Raw genomic sequence first — 21717 nt, forward strand, 5'->3', positions numbered from 1 at the left:
CTATCAGCTGTCTGGTGCGAAAGCCTCCTGGACGGCGGCGGCGATGCCTTCGGTACACACGCGCAGGATCAGCTCGCCCTTCTCCCGGCTGGCGCCCTTGGCCGAGGACAGGGTGCCGCAGGCCGGCGTGCGCTCGGGGATGACCGGGAACACGTCATAGGGGGGGAAGGTCGCCGGCGGGTGGTCGACCACCTTGTCCATGTCCACCAGGTGCGGGTACAGGGCCAGCATCAGCGAGGTCTCGAAGACGCCGCCGTGCTCGATGTCCCAGCCAAGGAAACCGTCCGGGTAGAGCTCGGCGATTACCTGCGGGTCGCGAATGAAGTCCCAGTAGGACAGCACCACCACGCGGAAGTCGTCGATGCCGGCGTAGCGCAGTTCGCGCAGGGCCAGGTCGATGCCCTCGACGATGAACATGGAGTTCTCGTAGTGCCCGTTCATCAGCACCAGGCGGCGCGCGCCGTGCCGTGCCAGCTCGCGGATGATGTCCTGCACGGTGCCGGTCAGGGTCGCCCCGTCGAGGCTGGTGGTGCCGGGGAAGTGGTTGCCGCCGCCGGACTTCTGCTGCGACTTGTAGCCGTACTGCAGGCCCGGCAGCACCAGCGCGTCGATGCGTTCGGCGACCCGCTGGCAGACGGCGGTGGGCAGCAGCACGTCGACGTTCATGCACATGTGGTGGCCGTGCTGCTCCAGCGCGCCGACTGGCAGCAGCAGGACGCAGTCGCCCTGGCCGATCCTGGCCGCGTACTCCTTCCAGGACAGCTCTCCCACGAAAACACTCTTGCTCATCGCTACTTCTCCAACAGTGACCGGCCGCGGCCGGAGTCTTCATTACTCGCTGCGCAGCACCAGCGCGCTGGCGCTGTCCCAGGCGGCGAATACCTTCTGTCCACTCTGCAGGCCGAGGCCGTCGTATTCGGCGTGCGGCTTCTGCACCTGCAGCTCCAGGCCGCTGGCGGTCTCCAGGTGGACGTTGACCATCGAACCGACGAACTCCTCGCCGATGACGTGGCACTCCAGGCGGTTGGCCAGGGTCGGGCGCTCGCCGAGCTGGATCAGGTCGGCACCCAGGCACAGGTTCACCGCTTCTCCGGGCAGCAGGTTGCGGTCCTTCGGCGGCCGCGCGAAGAAGGCGCCGTGGACCGACTTGATGCGCACCAGCCCGGAGGCATCGAAGCCTTCGACGCTGCCGCCGAGGATGTTCTTGCCGCCGACGAATTCGGCGACGAAACGGTTGCGCGGTTCGCGGAAGACTTCCTGGGGCGTGCCGATCTGCTCGATCCGCCCGCGGCTCATGATCACCACCCGGTCGGCCATGGCGAAGGCTTCGGACTGCGAGTGGGTGACGTAGACGAAGGTGATCCCCAGGTCTTTCTGCAGGCCGGTCAGCACGCCCTGCATGCGCACGCTCAGGTGTGCGTCGAGGGCGCTCAGCGGCTCGTCGAGCAGCAGGATCGGCGGCTCGGTGACCAGCGAGCGGGCCAGGGCCACGCGCTGGCGCTGGCCGCCGGAGAGCTGGGCGATGTCGCGCCGGGCGAACTCCGCCAGGCCCAGGCGTTCCAGCCAGTGCAGCGCCTTCTTGCGCCGCTCGGCCTTGGCCATGCCGCGCATCTTCAGACCGAACTCGACGTTTTCCAGCACGTCGAGGAAGGGGAACAGCGCCAGGTTCTGCCATACCAGCGGGGTATCGCGTTCCCAGGAGCGCAGGTCGTTGATCCTTTCGCCATTGAGGCGGATCTCGCCCTCGCTGGGCTTCTCCAGGCCGGCGAGCATGCGCAGCGTGGTGGTCTTGCCACAGCCGCTGGAGCCCATGATGGCGACGAACTCGCCCTTGTAGATTTCCAGGTTCATGCGCTCGACGGCGACGAAATCGCCGAAGTGCTTGACCACGTTATCGAACACGACCAGCGGTTGGTTCATGGTGGGTTACCTGCGAAGCGTTGGATTGTCGGTGGCTTCAGGCCGGCTTGCGGCGGCGCATCAGCAGCATCTGGGCGAGGATCACCAGCGCCGTGGTGGTGACGAACACCAGGCTGCCGATGGCGTTGATGGTCGGGCTGACCTGGCCCTGCAGGGTGTTGAGGATGCGCACCGGCACCGTCTCGTTGAGGCCGGAGACGAACCAGGCGACGGCGAACTCGTCGAACGACACCGCCATGGTCACGAAGAGCGCGGCGCACAGGCTCGGCGCGGTGAACGGCAGGATCACATGGCGCATCGCCTGCCACTGGCTGGCGCCGAGGTTCCAGGCGGCCGATTCGAGCACCGGCTCCATCTGCGCCAGGCGCATGCGCACCACCGCCATGGCGAAGGGCGCGCACATCACGATGTGGCTGATCATCACCGCGTGCAGTTCGCCGGACAGGCCCACGCGGGAGAGGAACGCCAGCATCGCCAGGCCCATGATCACCACCGGGATGGTCGGCGGCAGCAGGGCCAGGGCCATGTACAGCGACTTGCCGAAGAAGTGGTAGCGGAAGTCGGTGTAGGCCGCGGCGAAGCCGAGGAAGGTCGACACCAGCGACACCACCAGCGCCACCTTCAGGCTGTTGCGCAGGGCCTGCCAGACCGCCGGGTCGCTGGCGATGGCCTGGTACCAGTGCAGGCTGAACCCGCCCAGCGGCAGCGACGGGAAGCGGTCGGCGTTGAAGGAGAAGACGAAGCTGCCAAGGATCGGGGTGAAGATGAAGAGGAACACCAGCCCCACGTAGCCGCGCAGCAGGAAGTTGATCAGGCGATGCTCGTTCATGCGCGCCTCCGGTAGGCGAAGCGGACCGCGGCGAAGGCCACCAGCAGGAGGGTGGCGATCATCATGCAGGCGATCACCGCCGCGCGCGGCCATTGCTGGCCGGCCTTGGTGGTGTCGGCGATCAGAGTGCTGAGGGTCGGCGGCTGGCCGCCGCCCAGGTACAGCGGGCTGACGAAGTCGCCGAAGCAGAGGATGAAGCAGAACAGCGCGGCCACCACGATGCCGACGCGCGCCGACGGCAGCACCACCTGCAGCACGGTGCGCAGCCGGCCGCAGCCGAGGTTGTGCGCGGCCTCGACCAGCGAACGGTCGAGATACATCAGGCTGAACAGCTGTAGCACCACCGCCAGCGGCAGGCACAGGGTGAAGTAGCCGACGAAGGTGCCGAAGCTGCTGTTGAGCATCGGCAGCGCGCCTATCCCGAGCTGGCCGAACAGGGCATTGAGGATGCCGTTGTCGGAGAGGAACACCTGCCAGGAGTAGGTCCGCACCAGGTAGCTGGTGAAGAAGGGCGTGACCAGCAGCAGGATCGCCAGTTGCCGCGCCGAGGCGCGGAACTTGAAGGCGATGGCGTAGGCACAGGGGAAAGCCACCAGGCTTATCAGCAGTGTCGCCCCACTGGCCATTGCCAGCGTGTGCAGGTAGGCGTCCCAGAAGTAACCGCGACTGAGCACGTAGCTCCAGTTCAGCCACTCGAAGCTCGGCTGCATGCGGAAATTGCGCACCACCCAGAAGCTGATGGTGAGCAGGAACGCCAGCGGGAAGACGAAGAACGCCAGCTGCCAGACCAGCATCGGCAGGGAGAAGGCGAGGCCGTACCAGGGGCCCTGGGCGCGCCGGCGCCCGGCCGAGGCCGGCGGGGTGCCGACCTCGACCAGGGACGGGGCGGTTTGCAGCTTGCGAAGCGTCATAGCCGTTGCCTCCGCGTGCCCGTCAGGCGCCCTTGTATTCCGACCAGAAGTCGTTCCACTCCTCCAGGCCCTGCTGCACAGGGAGCTGGCGGTAGTGGATGCGTCCTTCGCGGATGTCGTCCATGACGTTGCGCTGGCCCAGCAGCATGCCCTGGCGCTTCGCCTCGGCCGGATCGACCTGGTTGAGCAGCGCCCAGCCGCGCTGGCTGGGGATCAGCGCCGGGTAGGCGAGCATCTTCGCCGACTTCACCTGGCCCTGCGGCGAGGTGATGTACTGGATGAACTTCTTCGCCAGTTCCGGGCTGCGCGCGTTGCGGGCGATGCAGTACGACTCGCTCCACTGCAGGCCGCCTTCCTCGGGGATGACCGTCTTCACTGGCGCGCCGGCGCGCTGCAGCACGCCGGTGATCCAGTCGCCGATGCCGCACATGGCGTGGATCTGGCCGTTCTTCAGCGAAGAGAAGGTGCCGCCGTAGTCGAAGAAGCCACCGATTTGCGGGCGCAGGCTCATCACCTTCTTCTGCACGGCTTGCCAGTGCGCGGCGTCGATGTCGTAGGGCTGCTTGTTGCCGGTATACAGGCTGAGCTGGCCGAGGTTCGGCAGGTGCCAGTCGAAGTGCCCGACCTTGCCTTTCAGGCTGTCGTCCCAGAAGGCCGAGTAGCTGCGCACCTTGGCCTCGGGCACCAGCTGGGTGTTGTAGGCGATGCCGAGGAAACCGAAGCGGATCAGCACCGAATACAGCTGGTTGCCGTCCCAGTGGCCGGGAAAATGCTGGAACTCCGGGAAATAGTCGTCGAACGGATAGTCGGCGGGGTCGAGGCGCTCGATGTAGTCGGCGGCCTTGAGCTGCTGCACGTACTCGGCGTCGGAGAGGATCAGGTCGAAGGTGCCGGGCGGCGACTGCGAGATCAGACCGAGCATGTTGTCGCCACCGGTGTAGTACTTGGCGCGGACCTTGACCCCGTGCTCGCGCTCGAAGTCGGCGACGATGTCCGGTTCGGCGTGCCCGGCCCAGGCCAGGATCACCAGCTCCTTCTCGGCGGCGAAGGCGCTGCGCGTCGGGAGCATGCTGGCCAGCGCCGCGCTGCCGGCGAGGACGCCGGTGCCGATGAGGAAATTGCGTCGTGAAAGGTCGGTACGGTTCTTCATTGTTCTTCTCTCCTGCAGTGTGGAAAGGTGCTGTGCCGTTTGTTCCTGGCCTTCCTGGTGCCTGTCGCTTTGCTCCTGACGTGCGCGTAGAGCCCGCCAGGCGCTTGGCAAGACAGGCAACGGATTCAAGGGGGGGGGCTGCTGGCGCTGGGCGCGCCAGGGTCGGGGGACCGCTCTGCGAAGGGCAGGCGGTCTTCTGTTGATGGGTATTGCAGCAGAAGCCGCCGCACGTCTTTTGTCTGAATCCGACCCGAAGTTGGCAGGATTCAGGGGCGCGCGGCGGCCGCGCTCAGTCGGCCATCGGCCGGTACGCCGTTTCGCGCACGCAGAGCATCGCCAGCAGCGCGACGCCCGCCGCGGCCACCAGCATCCAAGCCGGCGCCAGCTTGTTGCCGGTGAGGCTGATCAGCCAGGTGGCGATGAAGGGCGCGGTGCCGCCGAACAGCGCGTTGGCGGTGTTGAAGCTGAAGGCGAAGCCGGTGTAGCGCACGCGGGTCGGGAAGATTTCCGCGAGGAAGCACGGCAGGGTGCCGTCGTTCATCGCCAGCATCAGGCCGAAACCGATCTGGATCAGCAGGATGAACGCGAAAGCGGCGTTGCCGAGCAGGCCGAACAGCGGCACGGTGAGCGCCAGGAACAGCAGCGAGGCAGCCACCAGCATGGTCTTGCGGCCGAAGCGGTCGGACAGCTTGCCCATCAGGAAGATGAAGCCGATGTAGGTGGCCAGCGACACCGTCGATGCGAGGAAGGAATCGCTCTCGCTCATGCCCATCTCGGCCGACAGGTAGGTCGGCATGTAGCTGAGGATCAGGTAGAAGGCCACGGCGTTCAGGCAGGTTGCCCCAATGGCTACCAGCAACTGCCGGCGATAGCGGCCGAACAGCAGGCTGATGGGCGCGCGGTGCTCGCCCTGCTTGCTTTCCATGGCCTGCTCCATCTCGCGGAACTTCGGTGTGTCGGCCAGGTGCAGGCGTATGTAGCGGCCGATCAGGCCCAGGGGCGCGGCGAGCAGGAATGGCAGGCGCCAGCCCCATTCGTGCAGCTGGGCGCTGTCGAGGTGGGCATACAGCTGCGAGGCGAACAGCGAGCCGACCAGCAGGCCGGCAGCGGTGCTAGCCGGCACCAGGCAGGTGTAGAAGCCGCGCTTGCGGTCGGGGGCGTATTCGGCGAGGAAGGCCGAGGCGCCGGCATACTCGCCGGAAGCAGAGAAACCCTGTACCAGGCGGATTGCCAGGAGCAGGCCGGGCGCCAGCAGGCCGACCTGGGCGTAGCTGGGCAGCAGGGCGATGCAGAAGGTCGAGCCGGACATGATCAGGATCGACAGCGAGAGTGCGTTGCGGCGGCCGAATCGATCGCCGATGTGGCCCCAGACGATGCCGCCGATGGGGCGCACGATGAAGGACAGGGCGAATACCGCGAAGGTCGCGAGCAGGCCGGAAGTCTTGTCGGTCTGCGGGAAGAACACCACGGCGATGACCGCGGCGAGGTAGCCGTAGGCGGCGTAGTCGAACCACTCGACGAAGTTGCCCATGAAGGCTGCCGAGGCGGCTCGGCGCAGCACGCGGCGTTCTTCGCTGAGGGGAGCGTTCATCGACGCGGTGCCGTAGGAAAGGGGTTGCTCGGACAGGCTCATTGCGCACCTCCACGGCAGGCGGCTGCCCGGGGTGCGTGGGATTCAGTGTAGCGACGCGCGTCGCGGGTGTCGGGAGCGCCAGCGGCGCCCGGAGAGAAAGTGACCATTGCCCATACCTCTGTTTTGTTATCGAAATGGCGGTTCGGCAGCGGGTGGTGATAGGTGCGCGGATACGGCTGGGCGCAGGGTTGTTGTTATTCGATCGGCACCGTCCTGAGGGCGGGATGGAGGAAAGGGTGCCGGCGCGTCGATGAGTCGACGCGCGGCGGTTTCAGGTCACTTGCGGATGATGTTGCGCTCCGGCCCGTACGGGAACCGGGTGATGTTCTCCGCGCCGTTCTCGGTGACGATCAGGATGTCGTGCTCGCGGTAGCCGCCGGCACCCGGCAGGCCTTCCGGCAGCATGATCATCGGCTCCATCGACACCACCATGCCCGGCTCGAGCACCGTGTCGATGTCCTCGCGCAGCTCCAGGCCCGCCTCGCGGCCGTAGTAGTGGCTGAGGGTGCCGAAGGAGTGGCCATAGCCGAAGGTGCGGTACTGCAGCACGTCGTGGCGCAGGAAGATTTCGTTCAGTTCCTTGGCGATGTCGCTGCAACGCATGCCCGGCTTGATCAGCTTCAGGCCCGCCTCGTGCACCTCGACGTTGATCTGCCACAGGCGCAGGTGCTCGTCGGAGCAGTGGTCGAGGAACAGGGTGCGCTCCAGCGCGGTGTAGTAGCCGGCGATCATCGGGAAGCAGTTCAGGCTGAGGATGTCGCCCTTGTTCACCTTGCGCGAGGTCACCGGGTTGTGCGCGCCGTCGGTGTTGATGCCGGACTGGAACCAGGTCCAGGTGTCCATCAGCTCGCCGTCGGGGAAGCGCTTGGCGATCTCGCGGACCATGGCCTGGGTCGCGTGCAGCGCCACTTCGTATTCCGGCACCTGGTCGCGCAGGGCTTCGACCACGGCGGCGCCGCCGATGTCGGCGACCTGGGCGCCATGGCGGATGATCGCGTGCTCTTCCGCGGACTTGATCATGCGCATGCGCATGCAGGGCGCGGCGACATCGACCAGCTCGGCGCCGGGGTAGCGCGCGGCCAGCTTGTCGCGGTTCTGCAGGTTCAGGTGGTCGAACTCGATGCCGATGCGGCCGGCCTTGGGCAGTGCCTGCTGGATGGCGACGAAGTAGTTGTCGCGCTGCCAGTCGGTGTAGACGATGTTGTCGCTGCCCTGGGTGCGGCGCCACGGCTGGCCGCCGTCGATGTTGGCGCTGATGCTCACCACGGCGTCCTGGGTCACCACCAGGGCGTAGGGACGGCCGAACGAGCAGTAGAGGAAGTCGGAGTAGTAGTTGATGTTGTGGTAGGAGGTGAAGACCGCGGCATCGATGTTCTCCGCCGCCAGGTGCGCGCGCAGCTTGGCCTGGCGGTTGGCGTATTCCTGCGCGGAGAAGGTCGAGCGGACCTGCTGACCATTGCGGATCCGGAGCGTCTGGGGCATTTGCATGGCGTAAATCCTCGCTGCTTCTTGTCAGTCGACGCGCCTTTCTGGCGGGTCGTTGGATGGCATTGCAGCAGAACCCCGGGACGCTCTTTTGCACGATTCCGACCCGAAATTGGACGTATCCGCTCACCCCGCCGAGGCCCTGGTCGGGCAAAAAAACGCGGACGAAAAAAAGGCCCGACGCGTGCTGCCGACACGCGCGGGCCTGTGGTGCAACTCGTTGTCAGGAGGTCAGTGCAGCACCGGGTGCCGTTCGTGGGTCGGCGGGCGGCCGTAGTGCTCGCGGTAGCAGCGCGCGAAATGCCGCGAGCAGGCGAAGCCGCAGGCCCGGGCGACATCGGTCAGCGGCCGGGCATCGCGGCGCAGCAGCTGGCGCGCGTGGGCCAGGCGCAGGCGCTGGTAGTAGCGCGCCGGGGTGCATTGCAGGTAGCGCTGGAACAGCCGCTCGACCTGGCGCCGGGACAACCCCAGGGTCGCCGCCAGTTGCGTCAGCTCCATGGGCTGGGCGAGGTGTGCGCGCATCAACGCGATGGCGCGCTGCAGGCCGGCGTGGGGCGGGCCGCCGGTATTCGACGGGCCCTGGCTGCGCTCGACGTCGAGGATGGCGCGCACCGCCTCGGCCATTTCGCTGCCCTGGCGGTGGCCGATCAGTTGCAACAGCGCGCTGGCGCTGTCCGGGCCCTCCGTGGCATTCGCCGGACGGCAGCCGTCCGGGCCGCAGAGCACCAGCAGGTCCGCCGGCGGGCGTGCCAGCAGGGGCGCTTCGGCGTTCACGCACAGGCCATTGCCGGCGCGGATCGACTTGCCGTCGACGCTCAGCAGGGTCCAGCCGAAGCTGCTTTCGCCGGCCAGCAGGTTGGCCTGGCGCAGGGGTTCCAGGGCCACGGCCAGGGCGAGCAGGTCGAAGCCGTCCTGAAGGAGAAAGTTCACATGGGCGGATGCGTTCATGGCCGGGTCCTCAACACTCGATGCTGCTGACGGCCAGGCCGCCGCGCGAGGTTTCCTTGTACTTGTCGTGCATGTCGGCGCCGGTGTCGCGCATGGTGCGGATCACCTGGTCGAGGCTGATGAAGTGCTGGCCATCGCCGCGCAGGGCCATCTGTGCGGCGTTGATGGCCTTCACCGCAGCGATGGCGTTGCGCTCGATGCACGGCACCTGGACGAGGCCGCCGACCGGGTCGCAGGTCAGCCCGAGGTTGTGCTCCAGGCCGATCTCGGCGGCGTTCTCGACCTGCTCGGGGCTGGCGCCGAGGACTTCGGCGAGGCCGGCGGCGGCCATCGCGCAGGCCGAGCCGACTTCGCCCTGGCAGCCGACTTCGGCGCCGGAGATCGAGGCGTTCTTCTTGCAGAGGATTCCCACCGCGGCGGCGGCGAGGAAGTAGTTCACCACGTCGTCATCGGAAGCATCGGGGTTGAAGCGCATGTAGTAGTGCAGCACCGCCGGGATGATCCCCGCCGCGCCGTTGGTGGGCGCGGTGACCATGCGCCCGCCGGCGGCGTTTTCCTCGTTCACCGCGAGGGCGAACAGGTTGACCCACTCCATGGCGCTCAAGGTCGAGCCGATGACGTTGGGCTTGCCGATCTCCAGCAGGTTGCGGTGCAGGCGCGCGGCGCGGCGCTGCACGTTGAGGCCGCCGGGGAGGATGCCTTCGTGACGCAGGCCGGCATCGACGCAGTCGCGCATGGCCTGCCAGATGTGCTTGAGGCCCTCGCGGATCTCTGTCTCGCTGCGCCACATGCGCTCGTTGGCGAGCATCAGCTCGGAGACGCGCAGGTTGTGGCGGCGACACAGCTGCAACAGCTCGGCGGCGCTGTCGAAGTCGTAGGGCAGGCGCGTGTGGTCCTGGTCGAGGGCGCCGGAGGCGGCCTGCTCGGCATCGACGACGAAGCCGCCGCCGATGGAGTAGTAGGTGTCTTCATGCAGCACCTGGCCGCCTTCGTAGGCGAGCAGGGTCATGGCGTTGGGGTGGTAGGGCAGGTTCTCGTCGAGCAGGCGCATGTCGCGCACCCAGTCGAAGGGAATGCGCCGCTCGCCGGCCAGGTTCAGCTCGCCACTGTCGAGCAGGGCGGCCATGCGCGGGGCGATCTGCGTGGGGTCGATGCGGTCCGGCCATTCGCCCATCAGGCCCATGATCACGGCGCGGTCGGTGCCGTGGCCGACGCCGGTAGCGGAGAGCGAGCCGTAGAGCTTCACCTCGATGCGCTCGATGCGGCCGAGCAGCTGGCGCTCGCGCAGGGCGCCGACGTAGAGGGCGGCGGCGCGCATTGGCCCCACCGTGTGCGAACTGGAGGGGCCGATACCGATCTTGAACAGGTCGAACACACTGATGGCCATGCCGGACTCTCCTCGAATGGCAATACCGCTTGTGCCGATTCTCGGTCCGACTGCGACAACAAAGATGTCCGTTCCCGACCCGAAAATGCACCCATCCACCGGAGCGATCGGCTGCCCGCGGGCGCCGCCAGCAGCTAGAATGCCGCCACTGTCAAAACCGAGGACGCCATGAAACGCTCCCTGATCCTGCTCAGCGCCCTGATGATCGGCGCGACCCTCCACGGCTGCGGCGGTGGTGACGACAAGGCCAAGGCTGCCAAGGCCGCCGTGCCGGCCGACAGTTGCACCGGCCATCCGCTGGAGGTCGCCCTGCCGCCGCAGAAGACCCTGTATGGCTATCCCTTCATCTCGCGCAAGTGCGGCTACAACGACGCCACCCTGGTCTACGGCAACGCCGACGGCAGCCTGCACCTGGAAGTCAGCCTGGTCGACACCGGCATGCCGGCGCCGGCCCAGGACGCCAACAGAGCCCAGGCCATCGCCTACCGCGACGCGCAGAACAAGCTGCGCGACATGACCCACTCCAGCCTCACGCTGCTCAACAAGACCCGCGAAACCGCGCTGCAGAACGGCACCGCGGACAAGTTCGGCGGCGAGGACTACCTGCCGGTGATCGACACCACCCGCATGGGCGACCCGCTCGGCGTGGTAGCACCGGCCAAGGGTGACACTGGCGACGCGACCCTCACCGGTCTGATCAAGGGCCGTTACGTGCTGACCATCACCAGCCCGGACAAGCCCAACGGCGGCAACACCCAGGCCATGCGCCAGCTGTTCGTGCCGATCGTCGAGCAGATGAAGCTGACGGCGCTGCCGTAGGGTGCCGTGGCGCATGACCGCAACGGTCATGCGCCCGAGGCTCTTCGTAGGAGCGAGCTTGCTCGCGAACCTCCCACCGCGAATGCCGAGCCTGTAGGGCGAATAACGCAAGGCGTTATCCGCCATCGTCCTGGCGCCGACGTTTGACGGCGGATAACCACTACGTGGTTATTCGCCCTACGGGATCTCCGTCGCACACGGACATTCCCCTGTAGGAGCGGCCCATGGCCGCGAATCGCGCGCATGGCGCGCTCCTACAATCCCTCCGATTTCGCTACGCTGCCTGCGGATGACTTTTTCCCGAGGCAGCTTTCGATGTTCGACAACTCCCAGCAATTCGCCAGCGACAACTATTCCGGTATCTGCCCGGAAGCCTGGGCGGCCATGGCCGAGGCCAACCGCGGTCATGAGCGTGCCTATGGCGACGACCAGTGGACGGCGCGCGCCTCCGATCACTTCCGCGAGCTCTTCGAGACCGACTGCGAGGTGTTCTTCGCCTTCAACGGCACCGCCGCCAACTCCCTGGCCCTGGCTTCGCTGTGCCAGAGCTACCACAGCGTGATCTGCGCCGAGACCGCCCACGTCGAGACCGACGAGTGCGGTGCGCCGGAGTTCTTTTCCAACGGTTCCAAGCTGCTGCTGGCGCGCACCGACGCCCAGGGCAAGCTGACCCCCGAGGCGATCCGCGAGATCGCCCTGAAGCGCCAGGACATCCACTATCCCAAGCCGCGCGTGGTGACCATCACCCAGGCCACCGAAGTCGGCACCGTGTATCGCCCCGAGGAGCTGAAGGCGATCAGCGAAACCTGCCGTGAGCTGGGCCTGCACCTGCACATGGACGGCGCGCGCTTCTCCAACGCCTGCGCCTTCCTCGATGCCTCGCCGGCCGAGCTGACCTGGAAGTCCGGCGTCGAGGTGCTCTGCTTCGGCGGCACCAAGAACGGCATGGCGGTGGGCGAGGCCATCCTGTTCTTCAACCGCGAGCTGGCCGAAGGCTTCGACTACCGCTGCAAGCAGGCCGGCCAACTGGCCTCGAAGATGCGCTTCCTCGCCGCGCCCTGGGTCGGCGTGCTGCAGGACGACGCCTGGATGCACTACGCCAGGCACGCCAACCAGAGCGCGCGCCTGCTGGCGCAACTGGTCGCCGACGTGCCGGGGGTGAGCCTGATGTTCCCGGTGGAGGCCAACGGCGTGTTCCTGCAGATGTCCGAGCCTGCGCTGGAAGCCCTCCGCCAGCGCGGCTGGCGCTTCTACACCTTCATCGGCGCCGGCGGTGCGCGCTTCATGTGCTCCTGGGACACCGACACCGCGCGGGTCGAGGCGCTGGCGCAGGACATTCGCGCGGTGATGGGCGCCGCCTGAGTTGTCCACGGAATCCGTGGAAATCCCTGTGCGCAGCCTGTGGTCGGGCTGTGCGCAGAGCGCTGTAGGGCGCGCCAGGCCTGGCTTTGGGGCAATCGACGGAGAGCTGTTCGACGCCGTGAAAGTTGCCCCCGAAAGCTGTTGGCCCTTCTGTGGATAAGGTGTGAGTGAACGGCGCCCGGGCAGGTCCTTCAGGGCTTGCGCCGGGCTGTACGTTTTTTGACCTTATTTTCGGCGATCGCCTTGATTTTCAAGGCTTTGCGAAAGCGCGGCGAATGCCTCGCAGTTGCCCACAGTGGCTGTGGAGCGGACTGCCAGAAAGCTGTGGAAAAGCTGTCGGTGGATAGCTGCAGCACGCATGCTCCGTGAGCTTCGCCTGAGTGCTCAAAATTTCACCAAAAGCCCGTGGTAAAGGGGAGCGCTTGGAATTTCGGCGAAAACCCACCTGCCGGCTGTCCACGGAAGCTGTGGGTCCGCTTGTGACAAAGCTGTGGATAAGGTCCGCTCGGACAGGCTCCTCGGGGCCTCCCGGGGATTGCTCGAAAAACCACCGCGAAAATCGCTGAAAAGCCCGTGCGACGCGGTGTTCGATCTGCATCGACAAGTGCCTTCGGCTTGTCCACAAGTGCTGTGGAGTCACACTTCAGCAAGCTGTGGAAAACCTGTGTCGAAAGCGCTGCCATGTGCATGCCTGCTGGGGTGCCTGCGGCTGGCGATTTTTGCCCAGGAAGCGCCGGATGGCCTGCCTATACTTCCCGATACCCCTGCCTCGGGAGGTTTCCCATGTCGAACTATTCGGTCGAACAGATCCGTACGGTCGCCCTGGTCGGCCATGGCGACACCGGCAAGACCCTGCTCGCCGAGGCCCTGCTGCAGCGCAGTGGCGCCATCCCCGCGATGGGCTCTCTGGAGCGCGGCGACACCCTGTGCGACGCCGATCCCATGGAGCGCGACTACCACCATTCGCTGTCCGCGGCGCTGGTCCACCTCAGCCATGGCGATGCGCACATCCAGCTGATCGACACGCCCGGCTTCCCCGATTTCATTGGCCACGCGCTGTCGGCACTGGCGGCGGTGGATACCGCCCTGGTGGTGGTGAACGCGCAGAACGGCATCGAACTGAACACCCGGCGCATGATGCACTGGGCCGGCGAGCGCGGGCTGTGCCGGATGCTGGTGGTGAACAAGATCGACGCCGAGCGCGTTGACCTGCCGGGGCTGCTGGCCGACCTGCGCGAAGCCTTCGGCAAGGAAGTGCTGCCGCTGAACCTGCCGGCCGGCGGTGGCACGCGGGTTTCCGACTGCTTCTTCGCGCCGGACGGCGATGCCGATTTCTCCTCGGTGGAGGAGGCCCACCAGGCGCTGGTCGACCAGGTCGTCGAGGTCGATGAGGAGTTGATGGCGCGTTACCTGGAACAGGGCTCGATCCAGCCGGAGGAGTTGCACGAGCCCTTCGAGCGGGCACTGCGCGAAGGGCACCTGATTCCCCTGTGCTTCGTCTCGGCGCGCAGTGGCGCCGGAGTGGGTGAGCTGCTCGACGTGCTGGCGCGCCTGGCGCCGAACCCGACCGAGGGCAATCCTCCGCTGTTCGAGCGGGTCGACGAGGCCGGTGGGGTGACTGCGTTCCGCTCGCGCCCCGATCCCGATGCCCATGTGCTGGCCCACGTGTTCAAGGTGGTGATCGACCCTTTCGTGGGGCGCATGGGCGTCTTCCGTGTGCACCAGGGCACTGTGCGCCGCGACATGCAGCTGTTCGCCGGCGATGGTCGCAAGCCGTTCAAGGTCGGCCACTTGCTGCGCCTGCAGGGCCGACGGCATGAAGAGGTGCCGCAGCTGATCCCCGGTGACTTCGGTGCGCTGACCAAGATCGACGAGCTGGAGTTCGATGTGGTCCTGCATGACTCCCATGACGAGGACCACATCCGCCTGCAGCCACTGGACTTCCCCGTGCCCATGCAGGGCCTGGCCATCGAGGCGAGCCGCCGCGGCGACGAGCAGCGCCTGGCCGAGGTGCTGCAGCGGCTGCTGGCCGAAGACCCCTGCGTGCGCCTGGACTACAACGCCTCGACCCAGGAAACCGTGCTGCGCGGCATGGGCGAGTTGCATCTGCGCTACCTGCTGGAGCGCCTGACCGGCAGCTACAAGCTGGAAGTCAGCACCCGCCCGCCGAGCGTGCCCTATCGGGAAACCGCGACGCGCCCGGCCGAAGGCCACAGCCGGCACAAGAAGCAGACCGGCGGCGCCGGGCAGTTCGGCGAGGTCTTCCTGCGCATCGAGCCTCTGCCGCGCGGGGCCGGCTTCGAGTTCGTCGATGCGATCAAGGGCGGGGTGATCCCCGGGCAGTTCATTCCCTCGGTGGAGAAGGGCGTGCGCTCGGCACTGGCCGCAGGCCCGCTTGCCGGCTTCCCGGTGGAGGACGTGAAGGTCACGGTGTACGACGGCAAGAGCCACTCGGTGGACTCCAAGGACATCGCCTTCCAGAACGCCGGGCGCAAGGCCATGCTCGACGCCCTGCGCAATGCCGGCGGCATGGTGCTGGAGCCGGTGGTGAGCATCGCGGTGACCACGCCTGACGCCAACCTCGGCGATATCACCGCCGACCTCACCGGCCGCCGCGGCCAGGTGCTGGGCACCGAGCCGCTGTCGGCGCGCGTGGCCATGGTGCGCGGCCAGGTGCCGCTGGCGGAGCTGGACGGCTACGCCAACCGGCTGAAGTCGATCACCGCCGGGCAGGGCTTCTACACCCTGGAGGCGAGCCACTACAGCGCCGTGCCGCAGGATGTGCAGCAGCGGCTGTCCAGCGGCTACAAGGCGGTGCAGGAAGAAGACTGATCCAGGACAAGCCATCGCTTGTCGGCAAGGCGTTGAATGGACTCGACGCCCTGCTTGTGGACAACTTCACCATGGCCAAGAAATTCCCCCTGAACCCCAGCCACCCCGAGCGCATCTGCTGGGGTTGCGACCGCTATTGTCCGGCCAATGCCATGGGCTGCGGCAACGGCGCCAGCCGCACCCAGCATCCGGTGGAAGTATTCGGCGAGGACTGGGCCGATGATGCCGGCTGGGGGCTCGACGCCGCTCCATTGCCGGCCCCCGAACCGCGCACCGAGCGCTAGGACGACACCTTGCCGCAGCAGCGCGCCAGCAGGGCTTCGAGGTTGAGGTCGGGCATGGCGCAGGCGCGCAGCGCGCTGACTGTCTGCTCGACATAGTCGCGCGTGGTGCCGAAGTGGCCCTGGGCGCTCTCGAAAACGCGCTGCACGATGCAGTCCGGCAGCGAGCCGGCGTAGCTGGGCAGGTGGCGCTCGAGGACGAAACCCAGCGCGCGTACCCGGCTACCGTCGTCCAGGCGGCAGTTCAGCCATTCCGGGCGGTAGGAGGCGTAGGGCATTTCGCGCTGCCAGAGGGCGAAAAGGTTGGCGTCGAGCCCGTCGTCGGGCAGCCGGTAGGCGAAGCCCGAGCAGGAACCGCCGCGATCAAGACCAAGCACCAGGCCGGGCATTTCCGGAGTGCCACGGTGCGTCAGCGACCACAGGTAGAGCCCGCGGTGGTAGCCATGCACCCGCGCGCGGCGGGCCTCGGCCACCGGGAACTCCGGGCGCCAGATCAGCGAGCCATAGGCGAACAGCCAGACGGGTCCGCCGCCGTGGTCGGCCATGGTGATTTCCAGCGAGGCGCGCAACTGCTCCGCGCTGTGTCGTTCCGGTGCCCCCAGCACCGGCGGATAGAAGGGATCGTCGGGCGTATCGGACGAATTCATGCGTAACCCCCCAGCTACAACACGCTGTCAGAAAAGTTAGCGGATGTAGGAATCTGACTGAAGGGGTTGCCCGGCAAGACACCTTTAACCGGACGAATGGTGGGGAAAAGAAGAAAAAAGGCCGCTCTCCCCTGCCTGAGTATGGAAAAGCGGCCTGAAAACAACTTCTGAAGGCCCTTTATAGAGGCTGCGTATTGCAGCGGTTTTACAGCCGAAACCGTCAGACCTGGCTTTCAGACATAAAAAAGCCCGACGCTGAGGTCGGGCTTCTTCGGTAGGACGGGTCGTACAGGCGATCAGAACGCCGGCACCACGGCGCCCTTGTACTTGTCCTGGATGAATTTCTTCACTTCCGGGCTGTGCAGGGCGGCGGCCAGTTTCTGCATGGCGGCGCTGTCCTTGTTGTCCGGACGGGCGACCAGGATGTTCACGTAGGGCGAGTCGGAACCCTCGATGGCCAGGGCGTCCTTGGTCGGGTTCAGCTTGGCTTCCAGCGCGTAGTTGGTGTTGATCAGCGCCAGGTCGACCTGGTTCAGCATGCGCGGCAGGGTCGCGGCTTCCAGCTCACGCACCTTGATCTTCTTCGGGTTGCCGACGATGTCCTTCGGGGTGGCGGTGATGCTCTTGTCGTCCTTGAGGGTGATCAGGCCGACCTTGGCCAGCAGCAGCAGGGCGCGGCCGCCGTTGGTGGCGTCGTTGGGGATGACCACGCTGGCGCCTTCGGGCAGTTCGTCGAGCTTCTTGTACTTGCTGGAGTAGGCGCCCAGCGGCTCGATGTGCACGCCGGTGACGGCGACCAGGTCGGTGCCCTTGGACTTGTTGAACTCGGTCAGGTACGGCTGGTGCTGGAAGAAGTTGGCATCCAGGTGCTTCTCGGCGACCTGGGTGTTCGGCTGCACGTAGTCGGTGAACTCCTTGACCTTCAGCTCCACGCCTTCTTTGGCCAGCATGGGTTTGACGAAATTGAGGATCTCCGCGTGCGGAACCGGGGTAGCGGCGACGCTCAGGGTGTCGGCGGCCTGGGCCAGCGGGGCCGAGATGGCCGCGGCGGCGGCGAAGGCGGCAAGCAGTTTTTTCATTGTTCGCTCCTTTTGGGACTTTTTCTGTGCCCGCGGATGGCGGGCCTTGCGGTTATTTGCGGGAAAAATGGACCACCAGCTTGTCGCCGACGGTCTGCAGTACTTGCACCAGCACCACCAGCATGACGACGGTGAGCAGCATCACGTCGTCCTGGAAGCGTTGGTAGCCATAACGGATCGCCAGGTCGCCGAGGCCGCCGGCGCCGACCACGCCGGCCATTGCGGTGTACGACACCAGGGTGATGGCGGTAACGGTGATGGCGGCGATGATGCCCGGACGGGCTTCCGGCAACAGCGCGTTGACGATGATCTGGCGAGTGCTGGCGCCCATCGCCTGGGTCGCTTCGATGATGCCCTTGTCGACTTCGCGCAGCGCGGTTTCCACCAGGCGCGCGAAGAACGGCGTGGCGCCCACCACCAGCGGCGGGATGGCGCCGGCGACCCCCAGCGAGGTGCCGACCAGCAGCAGCGTCACCGGGATCAGCACGATCAGCAGGATGATGAACGGCAGCGAGCGCAGCACGTTGACCACGAACGCCAGCACGCCGTAGATGCCGCGGTTGGCGAACATCTGCTTGGGCCCGGTGAGGAACAGCAGCACGCCCAGCGGCAGGCCGAGGATCACGGTGAACAGCAGCGAGCCGCCGAGCATCCAGAAAGTATCGAGGGTGGCCTGGAGGATCTCCGACCAGTCGATGTTCACGAAGAAGTCGCTCATGCGCGCAGTACCTCCACATGGACTTCGGCGGCGTTCAGCTGGCCCATGGCGGCGTCGATGTCACCGCCGACCAGCGCCAGGGTCAGCTGCCCGTAGGGTTGGTCCTTGATGCGGTCGATGCGCCCGGCAAGGATGCTGTAGTCCACGCCGGTCTGGCGCGCGACCGTGCCCAGCAGCGGGGCGTAGGTCGCCTCGCCGCGGAAGGTCAGGCGCAGGATGCGGCCGGGGACGTGGGCGAAGTCGTCGTGCTGCTCGTCCTCGTCGACCCGCTCGGCCTCGAAGACGAAGCGCCGGGTGGTGTCGTGCTGTGGGTGCAGGAAGACGTCGGCCACATCGCCCTGTTCGACGATGCGCCCGCCGTCCATCACCGCGACGCGGTCGCAGACGCGGCGGATCACGTCCATCTCGTGGGTGATCAGGACGATGGTCAGGTTCAGCTCGCGGTTGATCTCCGCCAGCAGTTGCAGGACCTGGCCGGTGGTCTGCGGGTCGAGGGCGCTGGTGGCCTCGTCGCAGAGCAGCAGCTTGGGCCGGCAGGCGAGGGCGCGGGCGATGCCGACGCGTTGCTTCTGGCCTCCGGACAGCTGCGCCGGGTACTTGCGGGCATGGGCTTCGAGGCCCACGCGCTTGAGCAGTTCGTCGACCCGCGTGGCGATCTCGGCGGCGCTGTAGCTGCCGGCGAGCTTCATCGGCATGGCGATGTTCTCGGCGACGGTCTTGGAGGCCAGCAGGTTGAAGTGCTGGAAGATCATCCCGACGCTCTGGCGGAAGCGGCGCAGGCCGTTGGCGTCGAGGGCGGTGATGTCCTCGCCGTCGATGAGGATGCGCCCGCCGCTGGGCTCTTCGAGGCGGTTGATCAGGCGCAGCAGTGTGCTCTTGCCGGCGCCGGAGTGGCCGATCAGGCCGAACACCTGGCCGGCTTCGATGCTCAGCCGGGTCGGCTGCAGGGCCGGGATGTCGCGTCCGGCGACGCGGTAGGTCTTGTGGACGTCGTGGAATTCGATCACGTGGCGAACCTTGTGGGTGCGTCGATGTGGGGAAGGGGTCGGCTGCCGGGTCGTCTCTGGCAATCGAGCATAGGCGGTCAGCCAAAACCGGGCATTTTACCCTGCTTTTCTTATGGCTGATTAATCTTTGTTCAGATAAGCACTGAGCAAATTGGAATAAGGCGGGATAAAGCGGCTACTTCGAGGGTAAGGCGCGCCTCAGGGCGCGCACTTGACCGGGCTGGCTTCGGCCGGATGGGCGATGCCGTTGACGTCGGCGGCCAGGGCCGGCGCTTTGGGCATCAGCGAGCGAGCACGCGCCAGGGCGTTGGTGGCGCCGTTGACGTCACCGGCCTGCAGGGCCTCGCGGCTGCGCTTGATGTAGGCGTCGGCCAGGCGCTGGCGGCGTTCGGCCAGTTGCGCGGCATTTTCGTGCTCCTGGCCCAGTTGCAGTTGCGCCTGTTCCAGCTGGCCGGCGGCCAGGGAGGTTTCGAAGGCGCTGGCGGCCGGCGCCGGAGCCTGGGTGGACTGGCTCTGGCAGGCACCCAGCAGCAGGGCGACGGAGAGAATGGACAGCACGCGGAGGGCGAGCGACTTCATGCCTTGGGCTCTCGGTTGATCAAAAAATCGACAAATTCTACACCGTCCGCCGGGGCAGGACAAAGCTCAGCAGGAACATGCCTGCCGCGCTGACCACGATGGACGGTCCGGCGGGGGTGTCCTTGAACCAGGACAACGACAGCCCGGCGCACACCGCGACTATCCCCACCAGCGTGGCGCCTAGCGCCATTTGCTCCGGACTGCGTGCATGGCGCTGGGCGGCGGCGGCGGGAATGATCAGCAGCGAAGTGATCAGCAGCACGCCGACGATCTTCATGGCCACCGCGATGACGATGGCGATCAGCAGCATCAGCGCCAGTCGAATCGCCGTCACCGGCAGGCCTTCGACGCGCGCCAGCTCCTCGTGCACGGTGATCGCCAGCAGCGGTCGCCACAGCCAGGTGATCAGCGCCAGCACCAGGGCGCTGCCGGCGACTATCCACAGCAGGTCGGTGCGGCTCACTGCCAGCAGGTCGCCGAACAGGTAGCCCATGAGGTCCACACGGACTTCCTTCATGAAGCTCAGCGTCACCAGGCCGAGGGACAACGTGCTGTGCGCGAGGATGCCCAGCAGGGTGTCGGCGGCCAGCGGCTGGCGCTGCTGCAGGGTCACGAGCAGCACGGCCAGGAGGATGCAGCCGACGGTCACCGCCAGGGTCGGGCTGACGTCCAGCAGGAAGCCCAGGGCAACGCCGAGCAGGGCGGCGTGGGACAGGGTGTCGCCGAAATAGGCCATGCGCCGCCAGACCACGAAGGAGCCGAGCGGGCCGGCGACCACTGCCAGGGACAACCCGGCCAGCAGCGCGTAAAGGAGGAAATCAGCCATGGTTGCAGTCGGGGCCGTGCTTGTGGACCGGAGTCAATTTGCCCTGGATGGCCAGCTTGGCGCCCTGCGGCACCACCTCGCCATGCAGGTTGTGGGAGTGGTCGTGATGGTGGTGGTAGACCGCCAGGCTGCGCGCATCCTGGCCGAACAGCTCGACGAAGGCCGGGTCGCCGCTGACCTGCTCGGGGTGCCCGGAGCAGCAGACGTGGCGGTTCAGGCAGACCACCTGGTCGGTGGTGCTCATCACCAGGTGCAGGTCGTGGGAAACCATCAGCACGCCGCAGCCGAGGCGGTCGCGCAGGCGGGTGATCAGGCGGTACAGCTCGGCCTGGCCGGCGACGTCGACACCCTGCACCGGCTCGTCGAGCACCAGCAGCTGCGGCTTGCGCAGCAGCGCGCGGGCCAGCAGGACGCGTTGCAGTTCGCCTCCGGAGACGGTCTGCAGCGGCTTCTCCAGCACGTGCGCGGCGCCCACTTCCTTGAGCGCGGCCAGCGCCTGCTCGCGGCCGACGCCGGGCACCAGGCGCAGGAAGCGCAGTACCGAGAGCGGCAGGGTCGGATCGACGTGCAGCTTCTGCGGCATGTAGCCGATGGACAGTTTCGGCTGGCGCCAGACGGTGCCGCTGTCGGGCTTGAGCAGGCCGAGCACGCTGCGCACCAGAGTGGTCTTGCCGGCGCCGTTGGGGCCGATCAGGGTGACGATCTCGCGCGGGGCGATGCTCAGGCTGACGTTCTGCAGCACCGCCTGGCCGTCGTAGCGCACGCCGACTCCCTCGAGTCGCACCAGGGCCTCGCTCATCACGCCTCCTGCTTGGGCGCGCAGGCCGCGCAGAGGCCGACTACTTCGACGGTCTGCGTCTCGACCTGGAAGCCGACGCCCTGGGCGCCGGCGATGATGGCCTGGCTGATGGCCGGCTGTTCCAGCTCGATGGCGGTGTGGCAGGTACGGCAGATGAGGAACTGGCCCTCGTGGGCATGCTCCGGGTTGATGCAGCCGATGAAGGCGTTGAGCGAGGCGATGCGGTGCACCAGGCCGTTTTCCAGGAGGAAATCCAGCGCCCGGTAGACGGTCGGCGGCGCGGCGCGGCGGCCGTCTTCCTCGCTGAGCACGGCGAGAATGTCGTAGGCGCCCAGCGGCTTGTGGCTCTGCCAGACCAGTTCCAGCACGCGTCGGCGCAACTCGGTCAGGCGCACGCCCTGGCGCGCGCAAAGCGCGTCAGCCTCGGCCAGGGCGCCGGCGACGCACGAGGCGTGGTCGTGCGGGCGGCAGGCGAGGGGCGTATTGGGCATCAACTTGTACATGC

General features: G+C 66.9%; 22 protein-coding genes. 4 read left to right on the top strand and 18 right to left on the bottom strand.

What is annotated here, in order from left to right:
• Positions 1–3 precede the first annotated feature (3 nt).
• From PKB_RS00940 to PKB_RS00980, 9 genes are all read right to left on the bottom strand, one after another.
• Complete coding sequence (locus PKB_RS00940; RefSeq protein ID WP_043248242.1) at positions 4–789, bottom strand: creatininase; 786 nt, start codon at positions 787–789, stop codon at positions 4–6.
• Positions 790–831: 42 nt separating this feature from the next.
• Positions 832–1920 (bottom strand): ABC transporter ATP-binding protein, encoded by a 1089-nt coding sequence (locus tag PKB_RS00945; RefSeq protein ID WP_043248244.1) that lies wholly within the window; start codon positions 1918–1920, stop codon positions 832–834.
• A 37-nt stretch (positions 1921–1957) separates the two neighbouring features.
• Complete coding sequence (locus PKB_RS00950) at positions 1958–2749, bottom strand: ABC transporter permease (RefSeq protein WP_043248246.1); 792 nt, start codon at positions 2747–2749, stop codon at positions 1958–1960.
• Positions 2746–3660, bottom strand: a complete 915-nt coding sequence (locus tag PKB_RS00955; protein ID WP_043248248.1) for an ABC transporter permease — start codon at positions 3658–3660, stop codon at positions 2746–2748. Before PKB_RS00955 ends, PKB_RS00950 begins: the two co-directional genes overlap by 4 nt.
• A 22-nt stretch (positions 3661–3682) precedes the next feature.
• Complete coding sequence (locus PKB_RS00960) at positions 3683–4810, bottom strand: extracellular solute-binding protein (RefSeq protein WP_043248251.1); 1128 nt, start codon at positions 4808–4810, stop codon at positions 3683–3685.
• A 289-nt stretch (positions 4811–5099) separates the two neighbouring features.
• Positions 5100–6443, bottom strand: a complete 1344-nt coding sequence (locus PKB_RS00965) for an MFS transporter (protein ID WP_043248252.1) — start codon at positions 6441–6443, stop codon at positions 5100–5102.
• Between the two features lie 276 nt (positions 6444–6719).
• A complete protein-coding gene (locus tag PKB_RS00970) occupies positions 6720–7931 on the bottom strand; it encodes a M24 family metallopeptidase (RefSeq protein WP_043248253.1) in 1212 nt (403 codons plus the stop codon).
• 228 nt (positions 7932–8159) lie between these two features.
• Positions 8160–8876, bottom strand: coding sequence for a GlxA family transcriptional regulator (locus tag PKB_RS00975; protein ID WP_043248255.1), 717 nt, complete (start codon positions 8874–8876; stop codon positions 8160–8162).
• A 10-nt stretch (positions 8877–8886) separates the two neighbouring features.
• Positions 8887–10263: an L-serine ammonia-lyase gene (locus tag PKB_RS00980; protein WP_043248257.1), complete on the bottom strand. Its 1377-nt coding sequence runs from the start codon at positions 10261–10263 to the stop codon at positions 8887–8889.
• Positions 10264–10431: 168 nt separating this feature from the next.
• Here PKB_RS00980 and PKB_RS00985 point away from each other — a divergent pair, with 168 nt between their 5' ends.
• Both PKB_RS00985 and PKB_RS00990 read left to right on the top strand, forming a co-directional pair.
• A complete protein-coding gene (locus PKB_RS00985; RefSeq protein ID WP_043248259.1) occupies positions 10432–11082 on the top strand; it encodes a hypothetical protein in 651 nt (216 codons plus the stop codon).
• A gap of 315 nt (positions 11083–11397) precedes the next feature.
• Positions 11398–12444: a threonine aldolase family protein gene (locus PKB_RS00990; RefSeq protein ID WP_043256793.1), complete on the top strand. Its 1047-nt coding sequence runs from the start codon at positions 11398–11400 to the stop codon at positions 12442–12444.
• Between the two features lie 191 nt (positions 12445–12635).
• On the opposite strand, the gene PKB_RS29490 is transcribed toward PKB_RS00990, so the two are convergent.
• A complete protein-coding gene (locus tag PKB_RS29490) occupies positions 12636–12800 on the bottom strand; it encodes a hypothetical protein (RefSeq protein ID WP_156957971.1) in 165 nt (54 codons plus the stop codon).
• A 427-nt stretch (positions 12801–13227) separates the two neighbouring features.
• On the opposite strand from PKB_RS29490, the gene fusA reads away from it, so the two are divergent.
• Positions 13228–15276 (top strand): elongation factor G, encoded by a 2049-nt coding sequence (gene fusA, locus PKB_RS00995; RefSeq protein WP_043248260.1) that lies wholly within the window; start codon positions 13228–13230, stop codon positions 15274–15276.
• Positions 15277–15347: 71 nt separating this feature from the next.
• Entirely contained in the window at positions 15348–15560 is a 213-nt protein-coding gene (locus PKB_RS01000; RefSeq protein WP_043256795.1) for a DUF3079 domain-containing protein, read from the top strand.
• Here the strand turns inward: PKB_RS01000 and PKB_RS01005 are convergent.
• From PKB_RS01005 to zur, 8 genes are all read right to left on the bottom strand, one after another.
• Positions 15557–16204, bottom strand: coding sequence for a gamma-glutamylcyclotransferase (locus PKB_RS01005; RefSeq protein ID WP_043248261.1), 648 nt, complete (start codon positions 16202–16204; stop codon positions 15557–15559). The two genes, PKB_RS01000 and PKB_RS01005, sit on opposite strands and share 4 nt — an antisense overlap.
• 296 nt (positions 16205–16500) lie before the next feature.
• Positions 16501–17283 (bottom strand): MetQ/NlpA family ABC transporter substrate-binding protein, encoded by a 783-nt coding sequence (locus tag PKB_RS01010; protein ID WP_043248263.1) that lies wholly within the window; start codon positions 17281–17283, stop codon positions 16501–16503.
• Positions 17284–17335: 52 nt separating this feature from the next.
• Positions 17336–18001 carry a methionine ABC transporter permease gene (locus PKB_RS01015; protein ID WP_043248265.1) on the bottom strand — a complete coding sequence of 222 codons (666 nt, stop codon included), beginning with the start codon at positions 17999–18001 and terminating at the stop codon, positions 17336–17338.
• The gene (locus PKB_RS01020) at positions 17998–19008 is read right to left on the bottom strand and encodes a methionine ABC transporter ATP-binding protein (protein WP_043248267.1); all 1011 of its coding nucleotides are present in this window, start codon (positions 19006–19008) and stop codon (positions 17998–18000) included. The genes PKB_RS01015 and PKB_RS01020 overlap by 4 nt, the downstream gene beginning before the upstream one ends.
• A gap of 198 nt (positions 19009–19206) precedes the next feature.
• Positions 19207–19587, bottom strand: a complete 381-nt coding sequence (locus PKB_RS01025) for a hypothetical protein (protein ID WP_043248269.1) — start codon at positions 19585–19587, stop codon at positions 19207–19209.
• A 37-nt stretch (positions 19588–19624) separates the two neighbouring features.
• Complete coding sequence (gene znuB, locus PKB_RS01030; RefSeq protein WP_043248271.1) at positions 19625–20413, bottom strand: zinc ABC transporter permease subunit ZnuB; 789 nt, start codon at positions 20411–20413, stop codon at positions 19625–19627.
• Positions 20406–21212: a zinc ABC transporter ATP-binding protein ZnuC gene (gene znuC, locus PKB_RS01035; protein WP_043248274.1), complete on the bottom strand. Its 807-nt coding sequence runs from the start codon at positions 21210–21212 to the stop codon at positions 20406–20408. The genes znuB and znuC overlap by 8 nt, the downstream gene beginning before the upstream one ends.
• Positions 21212–21715, bottom strand: a complete 504-nt coding sequence (gene zur, locus PKB_RS01040) for a zinc uptake transcriptional repressor Zur (protein ID WP_084166548.1) — start codon at positions 21713–21715, stop codon at positions 21212–21214. The genes znuC and zur overlap by 1 nt, the downstream gene beginning before the upstream one ends.
• Positions 21716–21717 lie beyond the last annotated feature (2 nt).

The organism is Pseudomonas knackmussii B13 (assembly GCF_000689415.1).
GTDB lineage: Bacteria > Pseudomonadota > Gammaproteobacteria > Pseudomonadales > Pseudomonadaceae > Pseudomonas > Pseudomonas knackmussii.

What these genes read in the sequence shown, in the direction of transcription:
- PKB_RS00940 (WP_043248242.1), bottom strand. Translation starts at nt 789, where the DNA reads ATGAGCAAGAGTGTTTTCGTGGGAGAGCTGTCCTGGAAGGAGTACGCG.
- PKB_RS00945 (WP_043248244.1), bottom strand. Translation starts at nt 1,920, where the DNA reads ATGAACCAACCGCTGGTCGTGTTCGATAACGTGGTCAAGCACTTCGGC.
- PKB_RS00950 (WP_043248246.1), bottom strand. Translation starts at nt 2,749, where the DNA reads ATGAACGAGCATCGCCTGATCAACTTCCTGCTGCGCGGCTACGTGGGG.
- PKB_RS00955 (WP_043248248.1), bottom strand. Translation starts at nt 3,660, where the DNA reads ATGACGCTTCGCAAGCTGCAAACCGCCCCGTCCCTGGTCGAGGTCGGC.
- PKB_RS00960 (WP_043248251.1), bottom strand. Translation starts at nt 4,810, where the DNA reads ATGAAGAACCGTACCGACCTTTCACGACGCAATTTCCTCATCGGCACC.
- PKB_RS00965 (WP_043248252.1), bottom strand. Translation starts at nt 6,443, where the DNA reads ATGAGCCTGTCCGAGCAACCCCTTTCCTACGGCACCGCGTCGATGAAC.
- PKB_RS00970 (WP_043248253.1), bottom strand. Translation starts at nt 7,931, where the DNA reads ATGCAAATGCCCCAGACGCTCCGGATCCGCAATGGTCAGCAGGTCCGC.
- PKB_RS00975 (WP_043248255.1), bottom strand. Translation starts at nt 8,876, where the DNA reads ATGAACGCATCCGCCCATGTGAACTTTCTCCTTCAGGACGGCTTCGAC.
- PKB_RS00980 (WP_043248257.1), bottom strand. Translation starts at nt 10,263, where the DNA reads ATGGCCATCAGTGTGTTCGACCTGTTCAAGATCGGTATCGGCCCCTCC.
- PKB_RS00985 (WP_043248259.1), top strand. Translation starts at nt 10,432, where the DNA reads ATGAAACGCTCCCTGATCCTGCTCAGCGCCCTGATGATCGGCGCGACC.
- PKB_RS00990 (WP_043256793.1), top strand. Translation starts at nt 11,398, where the DNA reads ATGTTCGACAACTCCCAGCAATTCGCCAGCGACAACTATTCCGGTATC.
- fusA (WP_043248260.1), top strand. Translation starts at nt 13,228, where the DNA reads ATGTCGAACTATTCGGTCGAACAGATCCGTACGGTCGCCCTGGTCGGC.
- PKB_RS01000 (WP_043256795.1), top strand. Translation starts at nt 15,348, where the DNA reads ATGGCCAAGAAATTCCCCCTGAACCCCAGCCACCCCGAGCGCATCTGC.
- PKB_RS01005 (WP_043248261.1), bottom strand. Translation starts at nt 16,204, where the DNA reads ATGAATTCGTCCGATACGCCCGACGATCCCTTCTATCCGCCGGTGCTG.
- PKB_RS01010 (WP_043248263.1), bottom strand. Translation starts at nt 17,283, where the DNA reads ATGAAAAAACTGCTTGCCGCCTTCGCCGCCGCCGCGGCCATCTCGGCC.
- PKB_RS01015 (WP_043248265.1), bottom strand. Translation starts at nt 18,001, where the DNA reads ATGAGCGACTTCTTCGTGAACATCGACTGGTCGGAGATCCTCCAGGCC.
- PKB_RS01025 (WP_043248269.1), bottom strand. Translation starts at nt 19,587, where the DNA reads ATGAAGTCGCTCGCCCTCCGCGTGCTGTCCATTCTCTCCGTCGCCCTG.
- znuB (WP_043248271.1), bottom strand. Translation starts at nt 20,413, where the DNA reads ATGGCTGATTTCCTCCTTTACGCGCTGCTGGCCGGGTTGTCCCTGGCA.
- znuC (WP_043248274.1), bottom strand. Translation starts at nt 21,212, where the DNA reads ATGAGCGAGGCCCTGGTGCGACTCGAGGGAGTCGGCGTGCGCTACGAC.
- zur (WP_084166548.1), bottom strand. Translation starts at nt 21,715, where the DNA reads ATGTACAAGTTGATGCCCAATACGCCCCTCGCCTGCCGCCCGCACGAC.